This window comes from Halomonas terrestris, assembly GCF_049166755.1.
Classification (GTDB): Bacteria; Pseudomonadota; Gammaproteobacteria; order Pseudomonadales; family Halomonadaceae; genus Halomonas.
Genome location: NZ_JBMHFZ010000012.1, coordinates 42,446 through 63,884 on the forward strand (window position 1 = coordinate 42,446; position 21,439 = coordinate 63,884).

18 protein-coding genes, 8 tRNA genes and 1 pseudogene are annotated in these 21,439 nt (G+C 67.2%); 13 read left to right on the forward strand and 14 right to left on the reverse strand.

What is annotated here, in order from left to right:
* Nucleotides 1-25: 25 nt before the first annotated feature.
* From ACOMD9_RS12570 to ccoN, 9 genes are all read right to left on the reverse strand, one after another.
* On the reverse strand, nucleotides 26-724 hold the full coding sequence (locus ACOMD9_RS12570) for a sulfite exporter TauE/SafE family protein (RefSeq protein ID WP_421415382.1): 699 nt from the start codon (nucleotides 722-724) through the stop codon (nucleotides 26-28).
* Nucleotides 724-954: a cbb3-type cytochrome oxidase assembly protein CcoS gene (gene ccoS, locus ACOMD9_RS12575; RefSeq protein ID WP_421415384.1), complete on the reverse strand. Its 231-nt coding sequence runs from the start codon at nucleotides 952-954 to the stop codon at nucleotides 724-726. Before ccoS ends, ACOMD9_RS12570 begins: the two co-directional genes overlap by 1 nt.
* Nucleotides 951-3,431, reverse strand: a complete 2,481-nt coding sequence (locus ACOMD9_RS12580) for a heavy metal translocating P-type ATPase (protein ID WP_421415386.1) — start codon at nucleotides 3,429-3,431, stop codon at nucleotides 951-953. The genes ccoS and ACOMD9_RS12580 overlap by 4 nt, the downstream gene beginning before the upstream one ends.
* 31 nt (nucleotides 3,432-3,462) lie before the next feature.
* Nucleotides 3,463-3,987, reverse strand: a complete 525-nt coding sequence (locus tag ACOMD9_RS12585) for a FixH family protein (protein ID WP_421415387.1) — start codon at nucleotides 3,985-3,987, stop codon at nucleotides 3,463-3,465.
* Nucleotide 3,988: 1 nt separating this feature from the next.
* Nucleotides 3,989-5,428: a cytochrome c oxidase accessory protein CcoG gene (gene ccoG, locus ACOMD9_RS12590; protein ID WP_421415390.1), complete on the reverse strand. Its 1,440-nt coding sequence runs from the start codon at nucleotides 5,426-5,428 to the stop codon at nucleotides 3,989-3,991.
* A gap of 123 nt (nucleotides 5,429-5,551) precedes the next feature.
* Nucleotides 5,552-6,481 carry a cytochrome-c oxidase, cbb3-type subunit III gene (ccoP, locus tag ACOMD9_RS12595; RefSeq protein ID WP_421415393.1) on the reverse strand — a complete coding sequence of 310 codons (930 nt, stop codon included), beginning with the start codon at nucleotides 6,479-6,481 and terminating at the stop codon, nucleotides 5,552-5,554.
* The gene (locus ACOMD9_RS12600) at nucleotides 6,478-6,693 is read right to left on the reverse strand and encodes a cbb3-type cytochrome oxidase subunit 3 (protein WP_421415396.1); all 216 of its coding nucleotides are present in this window, start codon (nucleotides 6,691-6,693) and stop codon (nucleotides 6,478-6,480) included. The genes ccoP and ACOMD9_RS12600 overlap by 4 nt, the downstream gene beginning before the upstream one ends.
* 1 nt (nucleotide 6,694) lies before the next feature.
* The gene (ccoO, locus tag ACOMD9_RS12605) at nucleotides 6,695-7,303 is read right to left on the reverse strand and encodes a cytochrome-c oxidase, cbb3-type subunit II (RefSeq protein ID WP_421415398.1); all 609 of its coding nucleotides are present in this window, start codon (nucleotides 7,301-7,303) and stop codon (nucleotides 6,695-6,697) included.
* 22 nt (nucleotides 7,304-7,325) lie between these two features.
* Nucleotides 7,326-8,750, reverse strand: coding sequence for a cytochrome-c oxidase, cbb3-type subunit I (gene ccoN, locus ACOMD9_RS12610; RefSeq protein ID WP_421415400.1), 1,425 nt, complete (start codon nucleotides 8,748-8,750; stop codon nucleotides 7,326-7,328).
* A gap of 164 nt (nucleotides 8,751-8,914) precedes the next feature.
* On the opposite strand from ccoN, the gene ACOMD9_RS12615 reads away from it, so the two are divergent.
* The 6 genes from ACOMD9_RS12615 to ACOMD9_RS12640 all read left to right on the forward strand — a co-directional run bounded on the left by ACOMD9_RS12615 (nucleotide 8,915) and on the right by ACOMD9_RS12640 (nucleotide 10,250).
* Nucleotides 8,915-9,637 carry an alpha/beta family hydrolase gene (locus tag ACOMD9_RS12615; RefSeq protein ID WP_421415402.1) on the forward strand — a complete coding sequence of 241 codons (723 nt, stop codon included), beginning with the start codon at nucleotides 8,915-8,917 and terminating at the stop codon, nucleotides 9,635-9,637.
* Between the two features lie 118 nt (nucleotides 9,638-9,755).
* Nucleotides 9,756-9,831: transfer RNA gene (locus ACOMD9_RS12620), tRNA-Val, on the forward strand.
* 42 nt (nucleotides 9,832-9,873) lie between these two features.
* A tRNA-Asp gene (locus ACOMD9_RS12625) sits at nucleotides 9,874-9,950 on the forward strand.
* A 27-nt stretch (nucleotides 9,951-9,977) separates the two neighbouring features.
* Nucleotides 9,978-10,054 (forward strand) — tRNA-Asp (locus ACOMD9_RS12630).
* A 39-nt stretch (nucleotides 10,055-10,093) separates the two neighbouring features.
* Nucleotides 10,094-10,170, forward strand: a tRNA-Val gene (locus ACOMD9_RS12635).
* A gap of 3 nt (nucleotides 10,171-10,173) precedes the next feature.
* Nucleotides 10,174-10,250 (forward strand) — tRNA-Asp (locus ACOMD9_RS12640).
* A 536-nt stretch (nucleotides 10,251-10,786) separates the two neighbouring features.
* Here ACOMD9_RS12640 and ACOMD9_RS12645 read toward each other — a convergent pair.
* A pseudogene (locus ACOMD9_RS12645) lies at nucleotides 10,787-11,233 on the reverse strand (alpha/beta fold hydrolase); the annotation flags it as partial.
* Between the two features lie 106 nt (nucleotides 11,234-11,339).
* On the opposite strand from ACOMD9_RS12645, the gene ACOMD9_RS12650 reads away from it, so the two are divergent.
* The 4 genes from ACOMD9_RS12650 (at nucleotide 11,340) to ACOMD9_RS12665 (ending at nucleotide 18,440) form a co-directional block, all read left to right on the forward strand.
* Nucleotides 11,340-13,352 carry an FAD-dependent oxidoreductase gene (locus ACOMD9_RS12650; protein WP_421415405.1) on the forward strand — a complete coding sequence of 671 codons (2,013 nt, stop codon included), beginning with the start codon at nucleotides 11,340-11,342 and terminating at the stop codon, nucleotides 13,350-13,352.
* A 222-nt stretch (nucleotides 13,353-13,574) separates the two neighbouring features.
* Nucleotides 13,575-15,497 carry a PrkA family serine protein kinase gene (locus ACOMD9_RS12655; protein WP_421415408.1) on the forward strand — a complete coding sequence of 641 codons (1,923 nt, stop codon included), beginning with the start codon at nucleotides 13,575-13,577 and terminating at the stop codon, nucleotides 15,495-15,497.
* A gap of 93 nt (nucleotides 15,498-15,590) precedes the next feature.
* Complete coding sequence (locus ACOMD9_RS12660) at nucleotides 15,591-16,871, forward strand: YeaH/YhbH family protein (RefSeq protein WP_421415410.1); 1,281 nt, start codon at nucleotides 15,591-15,593, stop codon at nucleotides 16,869-16,871.
* Between the two features lie 18 nt (nucleotides 16,872-16,889).
* Nucleotides 16,890-18,440: a SpoVR family protein gene (locus ACOMD9_RS12665; RefSeq protein ID WP_421415413.1), complete on the forward strand. Its 1,551-nt coding sequence runs from the start codon at nucleotides 16,890-16,892 to the stop codon at nucleotides 18,438-18,440.
* An 85-nt stretch (nucleotides 18,441-18,525) separates the two neighbouring features.
* Here ACOMD9_RS12665 and ACOMD9_RS12670 read toward each other — a convergent pair whose 3' ends face one another.
* Nucleotides 18,526-18,840 (reverse strand): high-potential iron-sulfur protein, encoded by a 315-nt coding sequence (locus ACOMD9_RS12670; protein WP_421415415.1) that lies wholly within the window; start codon nucleotides 18,838-18,840, stop codon nucleotides 18,526-18,528.
* Between the two features lie 241 nt (nucleotides 18,841-19,081).
* Here ACOMD9_RS12670 and ACOMD9_RS12675 point away from each other — a divergent pair, with 241 nt between their 5' ends.
* From ACOMD9_RS12675 to ACOMD9_RS12685, 3 genes are all read left to right on the forward strand, one after another.
* Nucleotides 19,082-19,543, forward strand: a complete 462-nt coding sequence (locus ACOMD9_RS12675) for a methylated-DNA--[protein]-cysteine S-methyltransferase (RefSeq protein WP_421415417.1) — start codon at nucleotides 19,082-19,084, stop codon at nucleotides 19,541-19,543.
* 102 nt (nucleotides 19,544-19,645) lie between these two features.
* Nucleotides 19,646-19,921, forward strand: a complete 276-nt coding sequence (locus tag ACOMD9_RS12680) for an Lrp/AsnC family transcriptional regulator (RefSeq protein WP_421415419.1) — start codon at nucleotides 19,646-19,648, stop codon at nucleotides 19,919-19,921.
* A gap of 74 nt (nucleotides 19,922-19,995) precedes the next feature.
* Nucleotides 19,996-20,865 (forward strand): DNA/RNA non-specific endonuclease, encoded by an 870-nt coding sequence (locus tag ACOMD9_RS12685; protein WP_421415421.1) that lies wholly within the window; start codon nucleotides 19,996-19,998, stop codon nucleotides 20,863-20,865.
* 96 nt (nucleotides 20,866-20,961) lie between these two features.
* On the opposite strand, the gene ACOMD9_RS12690 is transcribed toward ACOMD9_RS12685, so the two are convergent.
* From ACOMD9_RS12690 to ACOMD9_RS12700, 3 genes are all read right to left on the reverse strand, one after another.
* Nucleotides 20,962-21,048 (reverse strand) — tRNA-Leu (locus ACOMD9_RS12690).
* A gap of 39 nt (nucleotides 21,049-21,087) precedes the next feature.
* Nucleotides 21,088-21,174: transfer RNA gene (locus ACOMD9_RS12695), tRNA-Leu, on the reverse strand.
* A gap of 78 nt (nucleotides 21,175-21,252) precedes the next feature.
* A tRNA-Leu gene (locus tag ACOMD9_RS12700) sits at nucleotides 21,253-21,339 on the reverse strand.
* Nucleotides 21,340-21,439 lie beyond the last annotated feature (100 nt).

The window sequence follows — 21,439 nt, forward strand, 5'->3', positions numbered from 1 at the left end:
AGCGAGGTCGAGTTCCTCGCGGCACTCAGGCATGGCCGGTGCCGGGCAGCAGGGTCCAGAGTTGCCAGAGGGCGAAGGCGATGATCGAGAGCGCGGCCAGGGTGCGGGTGGCTGGGTGGCGGATCAGGCCGCCGAGCTGGCGGGCCGCCAGCCCGGTGGCCAGCAGGGCCGGCAGGGTGCCCAGGCCGAAGGCGCCCATCAGCGCGGCGCCCCGCAGCGGGTCGGCCATGGCCAGGCTCCAGGCCAGCATCGAATAGACCAGCCCGCACGGTAGCCAGCCCCACACGGCGCCCAGCGCCACGGCCTGGGGGATCCTGACCACCGGCATCAGCCGCCGGCCCACCGGCTCCAGGTGCCGCCACAGGCGCCGGCCGACCGCCTCCACCCGCAGCAGCCCCTTCCACCAGTCGGCGATATAGAGCGCCATCAGGATGAGCATGACCGCGGCGAACAGCTGCAGTGCCACACGGGTGGCCGGGGTGAGGGTGAGCAGGGTACCGAGGCTCGCCACCAGGGCGCCGGCGACCATGTAGCTGGCGATGCGGCCCAGGTTGTAGCCCAGCAGCAGCCCGGAGAGCCGCGCCGGGGAGCGCATGCTGGGGGGCACGGCGAAGGTCAGGGCGCTCATGATGCCGCCGCACATGCCGATGCAGTGGGCGCCGCCGAGCAGGCCGAAGACGAAGGCCGCGAGCAGCGGCGGCAGGCCGAGTCCGGTGGGGTCCATCAGGCGGTGTCGTCCGGTCCCGGCTCGTCCCTGCCGGCCTCTTCACGGGCCTGGCGGCGGCGCCGGCGCTCCTCGGCAGGCAGGTCGTTCTCGTCCTCGTCGAAGAGGATGCGGTGGGCGGGGCCCTCCAGGTCCTCGAACTGGTCGTTCTTCACCGCCCAGAAGAAGGCCCAGACGGCCAGGCCGAGCAGGATCAGCGACAGCGGAATCAGCAGGTAGAGGATGGTCATGCGTTCATCCGTCGTGGGGCCGGTTGGGTGGCGGGATTCGGTGCCCGGGACCTGCCGCGGAAGCGATTGAGGCGCAGGGCGTTGCCGACCACCACCAGGGAGCTCGCCGACATGCCGATGGCGGCGAGCCACGGCGGGACGATGCCGATGGCGGCCAGCGGCATGGCCGAGAAGTTGTAGCAGACCGACCAGGCCATGTTCTGGCGCATCACCCGGCGGGTGGCCCGCGAGATCTCGATGGCCTCGACGATACGGATCAGCCGCGGGCTGAGCAAGATGGCATCGGCGCTGGTGCGGGCCAGGTCGGTGGCGCCGTTCATGGCGATGGCCACGTCGGCGCCGGCCAGCACCGGGATGTCGTTGATGCCGTCACCCACCATGGCGACCTCCTCGCCGACGGCCTGACACTCGCGGATGCGCTCGAGCTTCTGCTCCGGGCTGGCCGCACCGCGCCAGGTGGCGATGCCGAGACGCCCGGCCAGTTCGCCCGCCGCCTCGGGGGTGTCGCCTGAGAGCAGTTCCACCTGCAGGCCCAGGGCTTCGAGGGCGCGAATCGTCTCGGCGGCGTCCTCGCGGACGTGGTCGCGCAGGGCGAACCAGGCGCGGGGTTCCCCCTCCTCGGCGAGCAGCTGCCACTGGCCGTCGCCGGGAGGCTCCAGGACGTGGTCCGGCGCGGCGAAGGCGGGCTTGCCGAGTCGCCAGCGACGGCCCTCGAGGGTGCCCTCCAGGCCCTGGCCGGTACGGCTGGCGACCTCCTCGGCGCGCACCGTGGCCAGGCGGAAGGGGTGGAAGGCGCGGGCGATGGGGTGCTCGGAGTGCGCCTCCAGGGCGGCGGCGAGCACCCGGGCCCGATCGGGGGCAAGCTCGCCGAGCGGCCGGGTCTCCACCAGCGCCATCCGGCCCGTGGTCAGGGTGCCGGTCTTGTCGAGGATCACCCGGTCGAGCTGGGAGAGTGCCTCGATGGCGTTGGCGCGGGTCACCAGCACGCCGCGGCGACGCAGCTGGCCGTGACCGGCGGTCAGCGCCGTCGGCGTGGCCAGGGCCAGGGCGCAGGGGCAGGTCACCACCAGCACCGAGAGGGTGACCCAGAGCACCCGCGACGGGTCGATGAACCACCACACCGTGGCCACGCCGAGGGTGACGAACAGCAGGCGCAGCACGAAGAGGTGGGACATGCGGGCGGCCATCTGGGCCAGGCGCGGGCGGCTGGCGAAGGCGCGGTCGGTGAGGTCGACGATGCCGGCCACCCGGGCATCCCGGCCGGCATGGGTCACGCGCACCACCAGCGGGCTCTCCACGTTCTGGCTGCCGCCGGTGACGCCGTCGCCGACCCGGCGCGTCACCGGCAGGTACTCGCCGGTGAGCATGGACTCGTCGAGGCTCGACTCGCCCTCCTCGATCACCCCGTCGGCGGGCACGCCATGGCCGGGCTTGACCAGCACCCGGTCGCCGGCGGCGAGCTGGTCGGCCGGCAGGATGCGCTCCTCGCCGTCGTCGGTGAGGCGGATCGCCGAGAGCGGCAGGGCGCCGGAGAGGGCGTTGCCGCTGTGGCCGCTGCGTCGCCGGGCGCGGGCCTCCACGTAGCGGCCGAAGAGCAGGAAGAAGGTGAACATCGCCACCGAATCGAAGTAGACCTCGCCGGTGTCGGTGAGCACCGCATAGCTGCTGGCCAGGTAGGCCCCGCCGATGGCGATGGAGACCGGCACGTCCATGCCCAGCATCCGGGTGCGCAGGTCGCGCACGGCGTTGCGGAAGAAGGGCATGGCCGAGAAGAACACCACCGGGGTGGTCAGGGCGAAGGAGAGCCAGTGGAAGAGGGCGTGGAAGTCCTCGCTGAGCTCGCCGGGGCCGGCCACGTAGATGGGGATGGAGAACATCATCACCTGGGCCATGCCCACGGCGGCGATGATCAGCCGGCGCACGTTCATGCGCTCCTCGTGGTGCAGGCGCGCCTGGGCCTCGTCGGGCTCCCAGGGCTGGGCCTGGTAGCCGATGGCGGCCATCTCGGCCAGTATCCGCGATAGCTTGACCGTCTCGGGAGCCCAGCTGACCCGCACCCGATGGTGGGTGAGGTTGACGGCGCTGGAGTCGACGCCCGGCAGGGCGTTGAGGCGGTGCTCGATCAGCCAGGCGCAGGCCGCGCAGGTGATGCCGTCCACCGCCAGGGTGGCATGCACCCGGTCGCTGTCGGCCTCGGGGTGGACGAACTGGCGCTGCAGGCCGGGGTCGTCGAACACCGCCCAGGTCTCGGCGCGGGCCGACTGGCGGTCGTCCGGGCGCTCGGGCAGTTCGGTACGGAAGCGGTAGTAGCTGGCCAGCCCGCCCTCGACGATGGCATGGGCCACCGCCTCGCAGCCGGGGCAGCAGAGCGGGTGGCGGGCGTCGTCCAGGGTGATCGACCAGGGCGCGCCGTCCGGCACCCGGCTGCCGCAGTGGTAGCAGCCGGTCTCCACCGCTTCCTGGGTGTCCGCATTCATCGGTTCGGCCGGCCAGGGGGCGGTTGCGGGATCACGAATCGCGGGACGCCGCGGCGCGGCCCGGGGTCAGCACGATCTCGCCCTCGTCGGGGAAGGTTGCCTCGCCGACCAGGCGCCACTCGGGGGAGTCCCCCGTGGGCTGCAGCTGCAGGTACCAGCGGTAGTGCAGGTTGTCCGGCGCCTGGCCCAGGTAGCGCCCGCCCCGCACGTGCTCCAGCGTCAGCTCGATATCGCGGTCGTCCTGGGTGGGGAAGATCAGCTCGAAGTCGAGCCTCTCGGGGTGGCGCTCACTGCCCTCCAGGTCCAGCACCACATCGCTGGTCAGCGGGTCGAGGCGCAGGCGGGCGGACAGGCCCAGGTCGGCGGCCCGCTGCTGCTTGGCCAGCACCATGTTGATGGCGCGGCCGTGCTCGTAGTAGTCCTCCTGCACCATGCCGTCGGCGCTGCGTATCGCCAGGAAGGCAAAGGTCGAGCTGACGCTGATCGACAGCATCAGCAGGCCGATCAGGAACCAGGGCCAGAACTGCTTGTACCAGGGGGGCGCGGGGTGGGGCATGTCATCTCCGGATCTGTCCGAGGAAGCGGGTCTCCCGCTCCAGGGCGAGGTTGGGTCGGGTCTCGGACGCGAGGTTCAGCTGGATGGGGTGGCTGGGCAACTCTATCACCTCCGGGGCGGCGGTGATCTCCACCACGGCCCGGCGGGTCTCGCCGGCGGGCACCTCGATGCGGTCGGTGTCGAGTACCAGGCCGGGGAGGCCGGAGGCCTCGAGACGATAGACATGGTCCTCGCGGTCGAGGTTTCGCACGGTCAGCGTATAGACATTGCTGACGCGCCCCTCGCGGGTCATCTGGTAGAGCTGGTTGCGCTCCCGCTCCACCTCGAAGCCCAGCGGCGTGCGGTCGGCGACGGCCCAGGCGAACACGCCGATCATCACCACCAGGGCCGCCAGGTAGCCCATCAGGCGCGGGCGCAGGATGTGGGTGGGCTTGCCTTCCAGGGCGTTCTCGGTGGTGTAGCGGATCAGCCCCCTGGGGTAGCCCATCTTGTCCATCACGCTGTCGCAGGCGTCGATGCAGGCGGCACAGGTGATGCACTCGTACTGCAGCCCGTCGCGGATGTCGATGCCGGTGGGGCAGACCTGCACGCAGAGGTCGCAGTCGATGCAGTCGCCGTGGCCCGCCTCGCGTGCCTCCTGGTGCGAGAGGCTCTTCTTGCGGGCACCGCGGGGCTCGCCGCGTGCGCTGTCATAGGAGACGATCAGGGTGTCGGCATCGAACATCACCGACTGGAAGCGCGCATAGGGGCACATGTAGATGCACACCTGCTCGCGCAGCCAGCCGGCGTTGAGGTAGGTGAAGACGAGGAAGAAGCCGACCCAGAAATAGGACCAGCCATGGGCCTCGAGGGTGGGCAGGTCGATGACCAGCTGGCGGATCGGGGTGAAGTAGCCGACGAAGGTCACGCCGGTGGCCAGCGCGATCAGCAGCCAGATGGCGTGCTTGGCCGACTTGCGCCAGGCCTTGTCGAAGGTCATCGGTGCCTTGTCGAGCTTGATGCGGCGGTTACGGCTGCCCTCGAGGCGGTGCTCCAGCCAGATGAAGAGGAAGGTCCAGACGCTCTGGGGGCAGGTGTAGCCGCACCAGACGCGACCGGCGAATACCGTGATGAAGAACAGGCCGAAGGCGCAGATGATCAGCAGCCAGGAGAGCAGCATGAACTCCTGGGGGTAGAAGGTGGCGGCGAAGATATGGAATTCACGGCCCGGCAGGTCGAACCAGATGGCCGGGCGCCCTCCCCACTGCACCCAGGGCGTCACGAAGAACGCCAGCATCAGGAGCCAGTTGGCACCGCGGCGGAGGCGCTGGAACAGTCCCTTGATCTCGCGCACGTAGATGTGGCGCCGGCTGGCGTACATCTCCTGCTGGACGGTGTCCCCGGGGGCATGGTGGCCGACCGGGTTCGGGGTGACATCTGTCGTGGGAATCTTGTCGCTCATGGCAGGCTCGCGAAAGGTACGGCGGGAGGGGAAGGACGGCCGCGGTTCATTGTATCGACCCCTCTGCCCAACGAGACAGGGTGCGACCCGAGGCCGCACCCTGTCCGCTCAGCGCAGGTCGCCTCAGTCCCTGAAGCGCAGGCTGTAGACGTAGGCGGCGACCAGGTGGACGCGCTCCTCGCCGATGTAGGCGGCCTGGGCCGGCATGTGGCCGTTGCGGCCGTTGCGCAGGGTCTGGCGCACCGAATCCGCGACGCTCTGGCCCGGGGCCTGGTAGAGCCAGATGTCGTTGGTCAGGTTGGGTGCGCCCAGGGCCTGGTTGCCGGTGCCGTCGGGCATGTGGCAGGCCGCGCACACCGAGGCGAAGGTCGCCGCGCCGCGTTCGGCACGCTCGGCGTCATGCTCCAGGTCGGAGAGCGCCAGCACGTGCTGGGTGAGGTTCTCGATGTTCTCCTCGCCCAACTGCTGCCAGGAGGGCATCAGGCCGTTGCGGCCGCGGTGCAGGGTGGTCAGGATCTGCTCCGGTTCCCCGCCGTACAGCCAGTCGTCGTTGGTCAGGTTGGGGAAGCCGTAGCCGCCCTGGGCATTGGAGCCGTGGCACACCGCGCAGTTGTTGAGGTAGATGCGCTCGGCCACCTGCATCGCCTCGTCATCCCGGGCCAGCTCCGGGATCGGCACTTCCTGGTACTGGGCGAAGATCGGCGTGAAGCGCTCCTCGGCGCGCGCCACTTCCTCCTCCCACTGGCCCTCCTGGGTCCAGCCCAGCAGGCCGGCGAAGTTGCCCAGCCCGGGGTAGAGCAGCAGGTAACCCAGCGAGAAGATCACCGTGCCCACGTAGAGCTGGAACCACCAGCGCGGCAGCGGGTTGTCGTACTCCTCGATGCCGTCGGCGGCGTGACCGGTCGTCTCGACATTGCCCTCGGCGTCGGGGGTCTTGTCGGTTCTCCGGTTGGCATAGAGCAGCCAGAAGGCGATGCCGATGGAGCCCAGCGTGATGACGATGATCCAGGCGCTCCAGAAGCCGGAAAGGGAGTCATCCCAAAGATTGTTCATGTGTTCCTGTCTCCCCTGTCTTTTCGGGAATCGGCCTCGTCGCGGGAGGCGCTCTTGTCACGGTTCGGTTGCTCATCATCGTCGGCGAAGGGCAGGTTGGCCGCCTCGTCGAAATCCGGCTTGCGGCGCCGAGAGTAGGCCCACACGGTGATGCCGATGAAGGCCAGGATCAGCAGCCCGGTGATGATGCCGCGAAAGGTCCCGGTATCCATGTCAACGCGTGCCCTCGAGCACGGTGCCCAGCTGCTGCAGGTAGGCGACCAGGGCGGTGATCTCCTGCTGGCCGCGCACCTCGCTGGTGGCGTTCTCGATCTGCTCGTCGGTATAGGGAACGCCGAGGCTGCGCAGGGTCTCCATCTTCTTCGGCGTGTCGCGTCCGTCGAGGGTGCGCTCGAACAGCCAGGGGTAGGCCGGCATGATCGACTCCGGCACCACGTCACGGGGGTTGTACATGTGGGCACGGTGCCAGTCATCGCTGTAGCGGCCGCCGACGCGTGCCAGGTCCGGGCCGGTGCGCTTGGAGCCCCACAGGAAGTTGTGGTCATAGACCGACTCCCCCGCCACGCTGTAGTGGCCGTAGCGCTCGGTCTCGGCGCGGAACGGACGGATCATCTGCGAGTGGCAACCGACGCAGCCTTCGCGGCGATAGATGTCACGTCCCTCAAGCTCCAGGGCGGAGAGCGGGCGAAGCCCCTCCACCGGCTCGGTCGTCTGTTTCTGGAAGAACAGCGGCACGACCTCGGCCAGGCCGCCGAAACTGATCACCACCAGGATCAGCACGGCGAGCAGGCCGACGTTCTTTTCGACGATCTCGTGTCTCATTGGTGTCGGTTTCCCCGTTGGCTCAGGCAGTCTGCGGAAGCGGCTGGCGAGCGGTCTCGCTGCGCTTGACGGTCATGGTGACGTTGTAGGCCATGATCAGCATGCCAAGCACCCAGCACAGGCCGCCGATCAGGCGCACGATGTAGCCGGGGCCGCTGGCCTCGACGGACTCGATGAAGGTGTACATCAGGGTGCCGTCGGGGTTGATGGCACGCCACATCAGGCCCTGCAGGATGCCGTTGACCCACATGGAGGCGATGTAGAGCACGGTGCCGATGGTGGCCAGCCAGAAATGCACGGCGATCATGCCGACGGAGTACATCTCGGTACGGCCGAACAGGCGCGGGATCAGGTGGTACATGGAGCCGATCGTGATCATCGCCACCCAGCCCAGGGCGCCGGCGTGCACGTGGCCGATGGTCCAGTCGGTGTAGTGGGAGAGGGCGTTGACGGTCTTCACCGCCATCATCGGGCCCTCGAAGGTGGACATGCCGTAGAAGGAGAGCGCCACGACCAAAAAGCGCAGGGTTGGGTCGGTGCGCAGTTTGTGCCAGGCGCCCGAGAGGGTCATCATGCCGTTGATCATGCCGCCCCAGGAGGGGGCCAGCAGGATGATCGACATGATCATGCCCAGCGACTGGGCCCAGTTGGGCAGGGCGGTGTAGTGCAGGTGGTGCGGGCCGGCCCACATGTAGATCATGATCAACGCCCAGAAGTGGACGATGGAGAGCCGGTAGGAGTAGACCGGGCGCTCGGCCTGCTTGGGCACGAAGTAGTACATCATCCCCAGGAAGCCGGCGGTCAGGAAGAAGCCCACCGCGTTGTGGCCATACCACCACTGCACCATGGCGTCGATGGCGCCGGAGTAGATGGAGGTGGAGTACATGGCGGTGACCGGGATGGCGGCATTGTTGACGATGTGCAGCACCGCGACGGTCAGGATGAAGGCAGCGAAGAACCAGTTGGCCACGTAGATGTGCGACGTCTTGCGCTGCTTGATCGTCATCAGGAAGACGATGGCATAGCTCACCCAGACCACGGCGATCAGGATGTTGATCGGCCACTCCAGCTCGGCGTACTCCTTGGTGGTGGTGTAGCCCAGCGGCAGGGAGATCACCGCCGACAGGATCACCGCCTGCCAGCCCCAGAAGGTGAAGGCTGCCAGCTTGTCGGAGAACAGCCGCGTCTGGCAGGTGCGCTGAACCACGTAGTAGGAGGTGGCGAACAGCGCCGACCCGCCGAAGGCGAAGATCACGGCGTTGGTGTGGAGGGGGCGAAGACGGCCGAAGCTCGTCCAGGGCAGACCCAGGTTGAGTTGCGGCCATACCAGCTGTGCGGCGAGGATGACACCGAGGGTCATGCCCACGATGCCCCACACCACCGTCATGATCGCGAACTGCCGAACTACCTTGTAGTTGTAGGTCGGGTGTTCCAGTGCTGTGCTCATGTCAGGTTCCCATCGAATGCGGTATTGGGTTGCCCCGCGGCATTCTGCCTCGGGTCGGCCTCCCGCAGGATGATGCAGGTCAATTTCCAGCGGGAATTCTAGCGCAGCCCGGCCACAACCTGAACACGCCTAAGTGTTAATTCATGAACTCGAGAGGGCTCTGAGTGTCTAAATATTTCTTTAATGTCAGCGATCTGGTGTCTCCCGAACGGCTGCGCGAGCACCTGGTCGCAGGCGATCGCGGCGGCTGGCTGGTGGAGGGACTGGGGCCCCTCGAGGTGCGCGGCGAGGCAGGCGTCGGACGGCTGCTGATCGCGCATGGCGCGGGGGCCGGGCAGGATGCCGTGTTCATGGAGAGGCTGCGCGACAGCCTGGCCGAGGCGGGGGTCCAGACCCTCGCCATCGAGTTCGCCTACATGCAGCAGATGCGACGCGAGGCGCGTCGCCGACCCCCGCCCCGGGTCGATCATCTGGTCGAGGAACTGGCCGCCTGGTGCGACACCGTGTCGCATCCCTCGCTGGCCGCCCCGTGGCTCGGCGGCAAGTCCATGGGCGCCCGGGTCGCCAGCCTGCTTGCCGCCCGTGATCAGGCCGCGGGACTCGTGCTGTGCAGTTATCCCTTCCATCCGCCGGCCAGGCCGGAGCAGCTGCGCCTGTCCCACTGGCCATTGCTGACCTGTCCGACCCTGGTGGTGCAGGGCAGCCGCGACCCCTTCGGGACCCGGGAGGAGCTGGCCGGTCATGCGCTGCCCGACGTGGCCAGGGTGCACTGGCTCGAGGATGGCGACCATGACTGGAAGCCCAGGCGCGTCTCGGGGCGTGACCAGGGGCAACTGATCGCCGAGGCGGCCGGGAAGATTGCCGCCTTCATGGCCGAGCACGCATGATCCGCCGGCAAGTCGATGATATGGCGGTGGTTCTGCGATGAGTGGCCGGCAGTCGTGGCGATGCAAAAAGCATTGACATTGGGCGGCGCCCCTGTAGAATGCAGCGCCACGTGACCGGGGGTGGTTAGCTCAGCCGGGAGAGCACCAGCCTTACAAGCTGGGGGTCACAGGTTCGAACCCTGTACCACCCACCATCGCTTCGGCGATGCCCGATCATGTCGCAGGAAGAGAGCAGCGGACCGGTAGTTCAGTTGGTTAGAATGCCGGCCTGTCACGCCGGAGGTCGCGGGTTCGAGTCCCGTCCGGTCCGCCATCGTCTTTCGCCCTGCAGTCATCTTGTGGACCGGTAGTTCAGTCGGTTAGAATGCCGGCCTGTCACGCCGGAGGTCGCGGGTTCGAGTCCCGTCCGGTCCGCCACGATGGCCTGGCAGTTGCAGCACGCAGTTTGATGTTCGTGGGTGATTAGCTCAGTTGGTTAGAGCACCAGCCTCACATGCTGGGGGTCACTGGTTCGAGTCCGGTATCACCCACCATGCGGACCGGTAGTTCAGTCGGTTAGAATGCCGGCCTGTCACGCCGGAGGTCGCGGGTTCGAGTCCCGTCCGGTCCGCCATCACGAATTCCGAGCCCCGAGTCGAGAGACTCGGGGCTCTTTCGTGTGCGCCAGGCCTCCGAGTCCCCTGGCCGTGCCCGGTCGAGCCAGTCGACGACCAGCGGGAAGACCTCGCGGGCCGCCTGCGGGTGGGTCAGCATGTCCAGGTGGCCATAGTCGCGGATGAAGCCCTGGTCACGGCCCAGCAGCGCCAGGCGCTGCTCGTGGGGGCCGCACTCGCCGGCGAAGCGGGCCACGTCAGCGGGATGCCCCAGCGCCTGGTCGAGTCGCCCGGCAAGGTGCAGGGTGGGCGGCAGGCCCCCTTCGGCGAGGGCCGCGGTGTAGTCGAAGCCATCGCGGCTATCGACCCAGGCGCCTGGCCTCACCCAGTCGACGCCCTGGCGATGGCTGCCGGCATACTCGTCGTCACTTCCCCAGCGCAGCGCCCGCGCCGGCAGGTAGCCCCACAAGGCGCGAGCCAGCGGCGCCAGTCCCTTCCAGATCAGATCCACGTAGAGCAGTCGCTGAGGTGTCCAGCTGTGCACGCTGCGCTTGGTGCCGAAGTAGGCCTGGCGGGAGATTCTCGGGCGCAGTTCGGGATGGCGTGCCAGACTCGATGCTGCCAGCACGCCGCCCCAGGAGTGGGCGACCAGGTGCAGGCGTGGCGCCCCTGCCAGCGACAGGCAGGCCTCGACGGCGGCGGGCAGTTCCTCGACGATGACGTCCGTCTGGTCGATGTCGATACCGCGGGCAGGGCGCGGCGGCGCCTTGCCCCGCCCGCGCTGATCGGCGACGAAGACGTCGAAGCCCTGACGGGCCAGCCAGGGAGCGAAGCCCCTGCCGGAGCGGCTGTGGAAGATCCGTCCGGACTCGATGGCACCATGCCAGCAGAGCACGACGCCACGCTCAGGGCCTGCGGCGCGGAAGCGGCTGAGGTGAACGGCGCCGCGGGAGAGGGGCACTTCCCGATGGTCGGGGGCGAGGCGCTCGGGAGTCGAGATCATGGGGTCTCCGGCGATGGTCGGGATTGCCTGTCGAGCGCTGGCGTTGCACTCTGTTGGCGACAGTCATACAGTTGTTTGAATCTTGCCGCAAGCGAGGCCCGATACCGTGACATCCTATCCACACCTGTTCCGGCCGCTCGAGGTCGGCCACCTGACGCTACCCAATCGGGTGCTGATGGGCTCCATGCACACCAACCTCGAGGAGGCCCCCGGCGGCTTCGCGCGCCTGGCGGCCTTCTACGCCGAGCGTGCCCGTGAAGGCGTCGGCCTGATCGTCACCGGCGGCATCGCCCCCAACCCCGAGGGCGCCGTCTTCCAGGGCGCGGCGACCCTCCAGCGCCCCGAGCAGGTGGCGGAGCACCTCGGGGTGGTCGAGGCGGTGCACCGCGAGGGCGGACGGATCTGCCTGCAGATCCTGCATGCCGGCCGCTATGCCTACACGCCGGAGCCGGTGGCCCCCTCGCCGATCCAGGCGCCGATCAACCCCTTCGCGCCCAGGGAGCTGGGCGCCGGGGAGGTCGAGACCCAGATCGATGACTACGTGCGCTGCGCCGTCCTGGCCCGGGAGGCGGGTTACGATGGCATCGAGGTCATGGGCTCGGAGGGCTACCTGATCAACCAGTTCGTCTGCCCGCGCACCAACCGGCGCGATGACGACTGGGGCGGGAGCTTCGAGAACCGCATCCGTTTCCCGGTGGAGATCGTGCGCCGTATTCGCGCGGCAGTGGGCGACGACTTCCTGATCATCTTCCGCCTGTCGATGATCGACCTGGTCGAGGAGGGCAATACCCGGGAGGAGATTGTCGCCCTGGGCCGTGCCATCGAGGCAGCCGGTGCCGACCTGATCAACACCGGGATCGGCTGGCACGAGGCGCGGGTGCCGACCATCGTCACCAGCGTGCCCCGGGCCGCCTTCAGCGAGGTGACCCGTCGGATGCGGGCCGAGCTCTCCGTCCCGCTGATCACCACCAACCGCATCAACATGCCCGATGTGGCGGAGCGGCTGCTCGCCGAGGGGCACGCCGACATGGTCTCCATGGCCCGCCCCTTCCTCGCCGACCCGGCCTGGGTGACCAAGGCGGCGGAGGGGCGCAGCGACGAGATCAACACCTGCATCGCCTGTAACCAGGCCTGCCTGGATCACACCTTCCAGGGGCGGATCACGTCCTGCCTGGTCAACCCGCGTGCCTGCCACGAGACCGAACTGACCGTTCTGCCCGTCGAGGCACCCCGGGATATCGCCGTGGTGGGGGGAGGCCCGGCGGGACTGGCGGCGGCGGTCACCGCGGCGAGCCGGGGTCACCGGGTGACGCTGTTCGAGCGGGACACCGAGCTGGGTGGGCAGTTCAACTATGCACGGCGTATCCCCGGCAAGGAGGAGTTCGACGAGACCCTGCGCTACTACCGGGTGATGCTTGACAGGCACGGGGTGCGGGTCCGCCTCGGTGCCGAGGCGGATCTCCATGCCCTGCGTGACTTCGACGTGGTGGTACTGGCGACCGGGGTGCGCCCGCGTCGCCTCGAGCTGCCGGGTATCGAGCATCCGAAGACGATGAGCTACCCGGCCGCCATCATGCACCCCGAGCGTGTCGGACCGCGGGTGGCGATCATCGGGGCCGGCGGGATCGGCTTCGACGTGGCCGAGCTGCTGACCCATGTCGGCCACCCGGCACAGGACCTCGAGACCTGGTGCGACGAATGGGGCGTGGACCTGACGGTGGCCAGCCGTGGCGGGCTCAAGCCGCCGCAGCGTCCCGAGACGCCGCGTCGGGTGCATCTGCTGCAGCGCAAGACCTCCAAGCCCGGCAAGGGGCTCGGCAAGTCCACCGGCTGGGTGCACCGGGCGTCGCTGCGGCACCGGGGCGTCGAGGCCCTGGCCGGCTGCGAGTATGTCGGCATCGACGACGCGGGACTGCATATCCGCGTCGAGGGCGAGCCTCGCCTGCTCGAGGTGGACTCCATCGTGGTCTGTGCCGGGCAGGAACCGGTCCGCGAACTGCTGGAACCGCTCCAGGCGGCGGGCATCGAGGTGCATGTCATCGGTGGGGCGGACGAGGCCGCCGAGCTGGATGCCAAGCGCGCCATCGACCAGGGCACGCGGCTGGCTGCCCGACTGTGAGCCGGGCCCGGCCATGTCGGCGGGCAGCGTGCACGTAACGTTGAAACTGCACAATTCTTGCGCGAACCGGCCTCCTTTCTCGGGTTCTTAGGGGGGAGGGATTCCGAGCGTTGACTCGATCGGCAAACCGTTATCCGCTGATGCTGTCTACGCTGAGGAGTACCCACCCCGCGCCGCCTCTTCACCTCTGTCGGCGGGGATCCGGGCATACAGGAGGCATCGATGAGTATCTTCGATCATGTGCAGAATCGCTTCGAGCGTGTCCAGCAGGAAGAGATGAGCCTGCAGGAGTATTTGGAGCTCTGTCGCCAGGAGCCCGTGGCCTATGCCACCGCGGCGGAACGCATGCTGGAGGCCATCGGCGAGCCCGAGGTGATCGACACCGCCAAGGATTCGCGGCTATCGAGAATCTTCTCCAACAAGGTGATCCGCCGCTATCCGGCGTTCTCCGAGTTCTACGGCATGGAGGAGGCGATCGAGCAGATCGTTGCCTACTTCCGCCATGCCGCCCAGGGGCTCGAGGAACGCAAGCAGATCCTCTACCTGCTCGGGCCGGTGGGGGGTGGCAAGTCGTCACTCGCCGAGCGGCTCAAGCTGTTGATGGAGAAGGTGCCTTTCTATGCCATCAAGGGCTCGCCGGTCTACGAGTCGCCGCTGGGGCTCTTCTCCCCCGAGGAGGACGGCGAACTGCTCGAGAAGGAGTACGGCATCCCGCGGCGCTATCTCAAGAGCGTGATGTCGCCCTGGGCGGCCAAGCGCCTCAAGGAGTATGGCGGCGACATCTCGCAGTTCCGGGTGGTGCGCCTCTACCCCTCGCGACTCAACCAGATCGCCATCTCCAAGACCGAGCCGGGCGACGAGAACAACCAGGACATCTCCTCGCTGGTGGGCAAGGTGGACATCCGCCAGCTCGAGCTCTACTCCCAGGATGATCCGGACGCCTACAGCTTCTCCGGTGGCCTGTGCAAGGCCAACCAGGGGCTGATGGAGTTCATCGAGATGTTCAAGGCGCCGATCAAGGTGCTGCATCCGTTGCTCACCGCCACCCAGGAGGGCAACTACAACCCCACCGAGGGCATGGGGGCGATCCCCTTCGAGGGCATCGTGCTCGCCCACTCCAACGAGAGCGAGTGGCAGGCCTTCCGCAACAACCGCAACAACGAGGCCTTCCTCGACCGCGTCTACATCGTCAAGGTGCCCTACTGCCTGCGGGTCACCGAGGAGATCAACATCTACAAGAAGCTCCTCGAGCACTCCTCGCTGGCCGAGGCCCCCTGTGCGCCGGACACCCTGCGCATGCTGGCGCAGTTCTCGGTGCTCTCGCGGCTCAAGGAGCCGGAGAACTCCAGCATCTACTCCAAGATGCGGGTCTACGACGGCGAGAACCTCAAGGACACCGATCCCAAGGCGAAGTCGATCCAGGAGTATCGTGACGCCGCCGGGGTCGACGAGGGCATGGACGGGCTGTCGACGCGTTTCGCCTTCAAGATCCTCTCCAAGGTGTTCAACTTCGACAATCACGAGATCGCCGCCAACCCGGTGCACCTGCTCTACGTGCTCGAGCAGCGCCTGGAGCAGGAGCAGCTGCCCAAGGAGACCTTCGAGCGTTACCTGCGATTCATCAAGGAGTTCCTGGCGCCGCGCTACGTGGACTTCATCGGCAAGGAGATCCAGACCGCCTACCTGGAGTCCTATTCCGAATACGGCCAGAACATCTTCGACCGCTACGTGACCTATGCCGACTTCTGGATCCAGGACCAGGAGTACCGCGACCCCGAGACCGGCGAATTCCTCAATCGCCAGTCCCTCAACGAGGAGCTGGAGAAGATCGAGAAGCCGGCCGGCATCTCCAATCCCAAGGACTTCCGCCACGAGGTGGTCAACTTCGTGCTGCGGGCCCGGGCACAGAACAACGGCATGAACCCGAGCTGGCAGTCCTACGAGAAGCTCAAGGGGGTGATCGAGCAGAAGATGTTCGCCAACACCGAGGAGCTGCTGCCGGTGATCTCCTTCAACGCCAAGGCGTCGACGGCAGACCAGAAGAAGCACGAGGACTTCGTGGCACGCATGGTCGACCGCGGGTACACCGAGAAGCAGGTGCGCCTGCTCTCCGAGTGGTACCTGCGGGTGCGCAAGTCGCAGTAGGCGCGAGCGCCTGGCGCTCCGCCAGGCGAGCCATGGGTCGCACGGGGGCCGGCGCCCCCGGCGGCCGCGACCCGCGTCAAAGAGGAGGTCATCATGACCTATTTCATCGATCGACGGGCCAACGCCAAGCACAAGAGCGCGGTCAACCGGCAGCGCTTCCTCGATCGCTACCGCACCCATATCAAGCGCTCGGTGGAGGAGGCGGTGAACCGCCGCTCCATCACCGACATGGAGCGTGGCGAGAAGGTGTCGATCCCCGCTCGTGACATCTCCGAGCCGGTGTTCCAGCACGGTCCCGGGGGCAAGCGTACCATCGTCACCCCCGGCAACAAGGAGTTCGTCGAGGGCGATCGTCTGCGGCGCCCCGGTGGCGGTGGCGGCGGCGGTACCGGCGAGGGGGGTGCCTCGAACCAGGGCGAGGGGATGGACGAGTTCGCCTTCACGCTCTCCCGCGAGGAGTTCCTCGACTTCGTCTTCGACGGCCTGGAGCTTCCCCACCTGGAACGCAAGTCGCTGGTGGACCTCGACGAGGTGCGCCCGGTGCGGGCCGGGGTGTCGAAGGAGGGGGTGCCGGCGCGCATCAACATCGTGCGCTCCATGCGCGAGGCGCATGCCCGGCGCATCGCCATGCGGGCGCCTATCCGGCGTGCCCTGCGTGAGGCCCGGGAGGCGCTGGAGGAGGAGGAGACCAAGGACCCGGTACTGCGCAACCCGGCGCGGATCAATGAACTCAAGACCGAGATCGAGCGCCTCGAGAAGCGGCTGGAGTCGGTGCCCTTCATCGATACCTACGACCTGCGCTACAACAACCTGATCAACCAGCCGCAGCCCTCGAGCAAGGCGGTGATGTTCTGTGTGATGGACGTCTCGGGCTCCATGACCCAGGCCCACAAGGACATCGCCAAGCGCTTCTTCCTGCTGCTCTACCTGTTCCTCGAGCGTAACTACGAGAAGGTCGAGCTGGTCTTCGTTCGCCACCATACCGCGGCCAAGGAGGTCGACGAGGAGGAGTTCTTCTACTCCCGCGAGACCGGCGGCACCATCGTCTCCAGTGCCCTGACCCTGGTCGACGAGATCATTACCCGGCGCTACCCGCCGGGGCAGTGGAACCTCTACGTCGCCCAGGCCTCGGACGGCGACAACTGGGACGACGACTCGGTCACCTGCAGCGACCTGCTGATGAAGACCCTGATGCCGCGGCTGCAGTACTTCACCTATGTCGAGATCACGCCGCACGCCCACCAGGCGCTGTGGGAGGAGTACGAGTATGTGGCCGCGGAATTCCCCGAGCGCTTCGCCATGCGCCAGATCGTCGAGGCCGGCGACATCTATCCCGTGTTCCGTGAGCTGTTTCGGCGCCGTGTCGTTCAGTGAGACGTTCCAGGAGGCATCATGATCCGACGCAAGCCGATCGCCACCGGCTCCGACTGGAGCTTCGACATTCTCACCGAATTCGAGAGCGAGATCGCGCGTCTCGCCGACGAATATCGCCTGGACACCTACCCGAACCAGATCGAGATCATCACCACCGAGCAGATGATGGACGCCTACGCCAGCGTGGGCATGCCGGTGGGCTACCACCACTGGTCGTTCGGCAAGCAGTTCCTCGCCGTGGAGCAGGCCTACCGCCGGGGCCAGATGGGCCTGGCCTACGAACTGGTCATCAACTCCGACCCCTGCATCGCCTACCTGATGGAGGAGAACACCCTGATGATGCAGGTGCTGGTGATGGCCCATGCCTGCTACGGGCACAACTCCTTCTTCAAGGGCAACTACCTGTTCCGCACCTGGACCGATGCCAGCTCGATCATCGACTACCTGGTGTTTGCCAGGAAGTACATCGCCGAATGCGAGGAGCGCCACGGCGTCACGGCGGTGGAGCAGCTGCTCGACGCCTGCCACGCGCTGCAGAACTACGGGGTCGATCGCTACAAGCGGCCCTCGCCCATTTCCGCCGCCGAGGAGGCCCAGCGGCAGAAGGAGCGAGAGGAGTACCTGCAGGCGCAGGTCAATACCCTGTGGCGGACCATTCCCGGGCGCGAGCCCCTCGATACCCTGACCGGCGACGCCGACGAAGAGGATCCCCTGGGGCTGCACGAGGGAGGGCGCTACCCGGCCGAGCCCCAGGAAAACCTGCTCTACTTCATCGAGAAGAATGCCCCGCTGCTGGCACCCTGGCAGCGCGAGGTGGTGCGCATCGTTCGCAAGCTGGCGCAGTACTTCTATCCCCAGCGCCAGACCCAGGTGATGAACGAGGGCTGGGCGACCTTCTGGCACTACACCCTGATGAATCGGCTCTATGAGGAGGGCCTGGTGGACGAGGGGCTGATCCTGGAGTTCCTGCAGTCCCACACCGCGGTGGTCAGCCAGCCTGCCTTCGACAGCCCCTACTACGGGGGGATCAACCCCTATGCGCTGGGCTTTGCCATCTTCACCGATCTCAAGCGGATCTGCGAGGCGCCTACCGCCGAGGATCGCGAGTGGTTCCCCGATACGGCCGGCAGCGACTGGCGGGAGACCCTGGACTTCGCCATGCGCAACTTCAAGGACGAGTCCTTCATCCAGCAGTTCCTGTCGCCGAAGGTGATCCGCGACCTCAAGCTGTTCATGGTGGTGGACGATGACCAGGAGGAGATGCTGGAGGTGGCGGCGATCCACGACGAGCGCGGTTATCGACGCATCCGCGAGTCCCTCGCCACCCAGTATGCGCTCTCGGTGCGCGAGCCCAACATCCAGGTCTATTCCGCGGATATCCGCGGTGATCGCTCACTGACCCTGCGCCACGTGCAGGATAGCCGACGACCGCTGGCGCGCAGCGTCTATCCGGTGATCCGGCACCTCCACCAGTTGTGGGGCTTCCCGGTGAAGCTGGAGTCGGTGGAGGGTGATGAGGTGGTGCGACGCTACCACTGGCCCCTGCCCGACGAGGCGCGGCAGGAGTAGGCGAAAGGCGGTGGCCGAAATGACGGGACCCGCGCCGGTGCGCGGGTCCCGAGCCTGGAGGCCGGGCAGGGCCTCGCGGGGCGGATCAGCCCTGGGCAGTCCAGGACTGGCACCAGCCGGCCGGTTCCACGCTGTTCTGCGGGAAGAGCTGGCAGCCTTCGGTGTCGGCCTGGAAGAACATGCAGTTGTCGCAGCGCTCGCCTTCCTCGTAGGCCGGGTGATCGCTGGCGTCAGCCGCGTCCTCGACATAGTTCAGGGCCTGGGCCTGGTCGGCAGACGGGTCGAGACGGGGCAGGTCCTGGGCGAAAGCGGACTTGGACAGGATCCCGGCGCCCAGAGGCAGGGCGGTGAGCCCCAGCAGGCTGTTGCGCATGAAATCACGACGGCTTTGATTGGCCATGGTATCTCCTTGTCATCACGGTGTGGCGTCTTGTCACGGCAGGGCATGCGAGGATGCCCCTGTCCTTCATCGGGTGGTGGACCACCTCTTCACGGGTGGTGAGCCACCCTTGATCCGACAGAACCTGCGCTGCAGAGTTCGACTGCACCATGGTAGTGAAGTGCCCGACCCGGCGCTAACCCGGACATCGCCAGTGCGGCAATCGGTCGCGCCACCGGCAGACCGCTCAGAGGAGCCCTCCATGACCTTCACCCGCTTCGCCTCCCCCCTCGGTGAGATCCTGATCTGTGGCGACGAGCAGGGCCTGCGACGATTGGTGCTGGCCGCCGAGGAGGTTCCCGATCCCGTGGGGGCGCAGCGCGACGATGACGCCTTCCTCGATGCTCGGCAGCAGGTGCTGGCCTACCTGGATGGGCGGCGCCGCCACTTCAGCCTGACCCTGGCTCCGGGTGGCAGTGCGTTCCAGCGCCAGGTCTGGGCGGCGCTGCTGCGCATTCCCTACGGCGAGACCCGTACCTATGGTGATCTGGCGCGCCGGCTCGATCGCGAGGGCGCGGCTCGCGCCATCGGCGCGGCCAATGGCGCCAACCCCTTGCCCTTGCTGATCCCCTGTCATCGAGTGGTGGCGGCCGATGGCCTGGGTGGCTACAGTGGCGGACCGGCCCTCAAGCGTCGGCTCCTGACACTGGAAGCCGGGGCATGAGGGTTGGCGGATGCCGCCCGGGGGGGTGCCCTGCTATACTCGCGCCAGGTCCGGCGGCATCGCGGTCGACCGGGAAGCCTTTCTTGAGCAGGGGAGTGCCCGATGCAGAATGCCGTGATTCTGATCAACACCGACAAGGGGCAGGTCAAGTCGGTGGCCGAGCGGTTGGCCGATGTCGAGGGGATCAGCGAGGTCTATTCCACCTGCGGGCGCTACGACCTGGTGGCCATCGCCCGTACCCGTGACTTCGAGACGCTGGCCGAGCTGGTCACCGAGCGACTCAATGCCGTAGAGGGCATCCGTGACACCGAGACCCTCAATGCCATGCAGGTGCATTCGCGCCACGATCTGGAGACGATGTTCTCGCTCGGCTGGTAGCGGGGCACTTCCGCCTCGCCTGGCATCGGGTGTTCCCCCCCCCTTTCCATCGACTGGATGCGACACGCTCAAGGATGACACGCCGCCGAGTCCCCGTTCGTTCCCGCTGGCGCCGGCAGGTACGCCGCTTCGGCATCACGGCGCTGTTCGTGGTGGTCGCCGGCGGTCTCTGGTATTCCCAGGAGCGTGACCAGCGCGACAGGCTGGCGTGGATGGGAGTGCCCGAGTGGCAGACCCTCACCCCGACCAGTTTCCACCGCGTGCTGCGCAACGACGGCTTCCTGGTCGGCTGGTCCGACGTGCGGGTCAACCCGCTGTGGGTCAGCTACCTGCTGCACGAGGTGGACGAGCCACGGGCCGGGCAGCGGCCCGACTTTCGCCAGGACTGGCGCACCCTCTGGCCGATCGCCGCCGACAGCTATTTCGGCAGCGGCTACGATCGTGGCCATCTGGCCCCCAACTACGCCATTGCCGTGGTGCATGGGCCCGAGGCTCAGCAGCAGACCTTCCAGATGAGCAACATCTCCCCCCAGCGACCGGATCTCAACCGCCGCCTGTGGCAGCGTCTCGAGGAGGTGGTGATCGATCACTTCGTGCCGCGCTTCGGGGTGGTGCAGGTGATCACCGGGCCGGTGTTTCCCGAGCGCTTCCTCGACAACGTCACCAACCGGGTGGGGCTGGTGGAGATCCCCGCGGCCTTCTACAAGATCATCGTGGTGCCGGCCGAGACGCCCATGGCGCTGGCCTTCATCATGCCCCAGGAGGTGCGCGGTGACGAACCGCTCGACGATTACCTGGTGAGCATCGACGAGGTGGAGGCGCGCACCGGCCTGGACTTCTTTCCGCGGTTGCCCGAGGAGGTGGCCGAGGCCCTGGAGGGGAGTGTGGCGACCGAGGGCTGGGCGCTCGAGGAAGTGGCGCGGCTACCGGGCAGGTTCCAGTAGGCGTCGGGCAGGCACAAAAAAACCGCGATCCCTGTCGCGGTTTCCGCTATCTGGCGCCTGGCCATTCTCGCTCTGCATGACGCGGACACTGAAGTGTGGTGCCCAGGAGAGGACTTGAACCTCCACATCCGTAAGGATACTAGCACCTGAAGCTAGCGCGTCTACCAATTCCGCCACCTGGGCGCATCATGCTGTCGTCGTGTTCGCGGCATCCTCGAGGGATGGTGCCCAGGAGAGGACTTGAACCTCCACGTCCGTAAGGACACTAGCACCTGAAGCTAGCGCGTCTACCAATTCCGCCACCTGGGCGAACACGAGACTGTCGAGCTGACAAAGAGCGTGGGAGCGAACTCCCCGATACCTCGTCGACGTTCGGCGGGATATCGTTGGTGCCCAGAAGAGGACTTGAACCTCCACGTCCGTAAGGACACTAGCACCTGAAGCTAGCGCGTCTACCAATTCCGCCATCTGGGCAGGCGAGGCGTATGGTACCGAATTCTACGGCCAATGCAAGAGTGCCTGGACCATCGAAACGATTTAATGCTGGCAGGGCGCTGCTCGAATGCGTGCCCGA

Coding starts and splice junctions, on each gene's coding strand:
- ACOMD9_RS12570 (WP_421415382.1), bottom strand. CDS start 724: ATGGACCCCACCGGACTCGGCCTGCCGCCGCTGCTCGCGGCCTTCGTC.
- ccoS (WP_421415384.1), bottom strand. CDS start 954: ATGACCATCCTCTACCTGCTGATTCCGCTGTCGCTGATCCTGCTCGGC.
- ACOMD9_RS12580 (WP_421415386.1), bottom strand. CDS start 3,431: ATGAATGCGGACACCCAGGAAGCGGTGGAGACCGGCTGCTACCACTGC.
- ACOMD9_RS12585 (WP_421415387.1), bottom strand. CDS start 3,987: ATGCCCCACCCCGCGCCCCCCTGGTACAAGCAGTTCTGGCCCTGGTTC.
- ccoG (WP_421415390.1), bottom strand. CDS start 5,428: ATGAGCGACAAGATTCCCACGACAGATGTCACCCCGAACCCGGTCGGC.
- ccoP (WP_421415393.1), bottom strand. CDS start 6,481: ATGAACAATCTTTGGGATGACTCCCTTTCCGGCTTCTGGAGCGCCTGG.
- ACOMD9_RS12600 (WP_421415396.1), bottom strand. CDS start 6,693: ATGGATACCGGGACCTTTCGCGGCATCATCACCGGGCTGCTGATCCTG.
- ccoO (WP_421415398.1), bottom strand. CDS start 7,303: ATGAGACACGAGATCGTCGAAAAGAACGTCGGCCTGCTCGCCGTGCTG.
- ccoN (WP_421415400.1), bottom strand. CDS start 8,750: ATGAGCACAGCACTGGAACACCCGACCTACAACTACAAGGTAGTTCGG.
- ACOMD9_RS12655 (WP_421415408.1), top strand. CDS start 13,575: ATGAGTATCTTCGATCATGTGCAGAATCGCTTCGAGCGTGTCCAGCAG.
- ACOMD9_RS12660 (WP_421415410.1), top strand. CDS start 15,591: ATGACCTATTTCATCGATCGACGGGCCAACGCCAAGCACAAGAGCGCG.
- ACOMD9_RS12665 (WP_421415413.1), top strand. CDS start 16,890: ATGATCCGACGCAAGCCGATCGCCACCGGCTCCGACTGGAGCTTCGAC.
- ACOMD9_RS12670 (WP_421415415.1), bottom strand. CDS start 18,840: ATGGCCAATCAAAGCCGTCGTGATTTCATGCGCAACAGCCTGCTGGGG.
- ACOMD9_RS12675 (WP_421415417.1), top strand. CDS start 19,082: ATGACCTTCACCCGCTTCGCCTCCCCCCTCGGTGAGATCCTGATCTGT.
- ACOMD9_RS12680 (WP_421415419.1), top strand. CDS start 19,646: ATGCAGAATGCCGTGATTCTGATCAACACCGACAAGGGGCAGGTCAAG.
- ACOMD9_RS12685 (WP_421415421.1), top strand. CDS start 19,996: ATGACACGCCGCCGAGTCCCCGTTCGTTCCCGCTGGCGCCGGCAGGTA.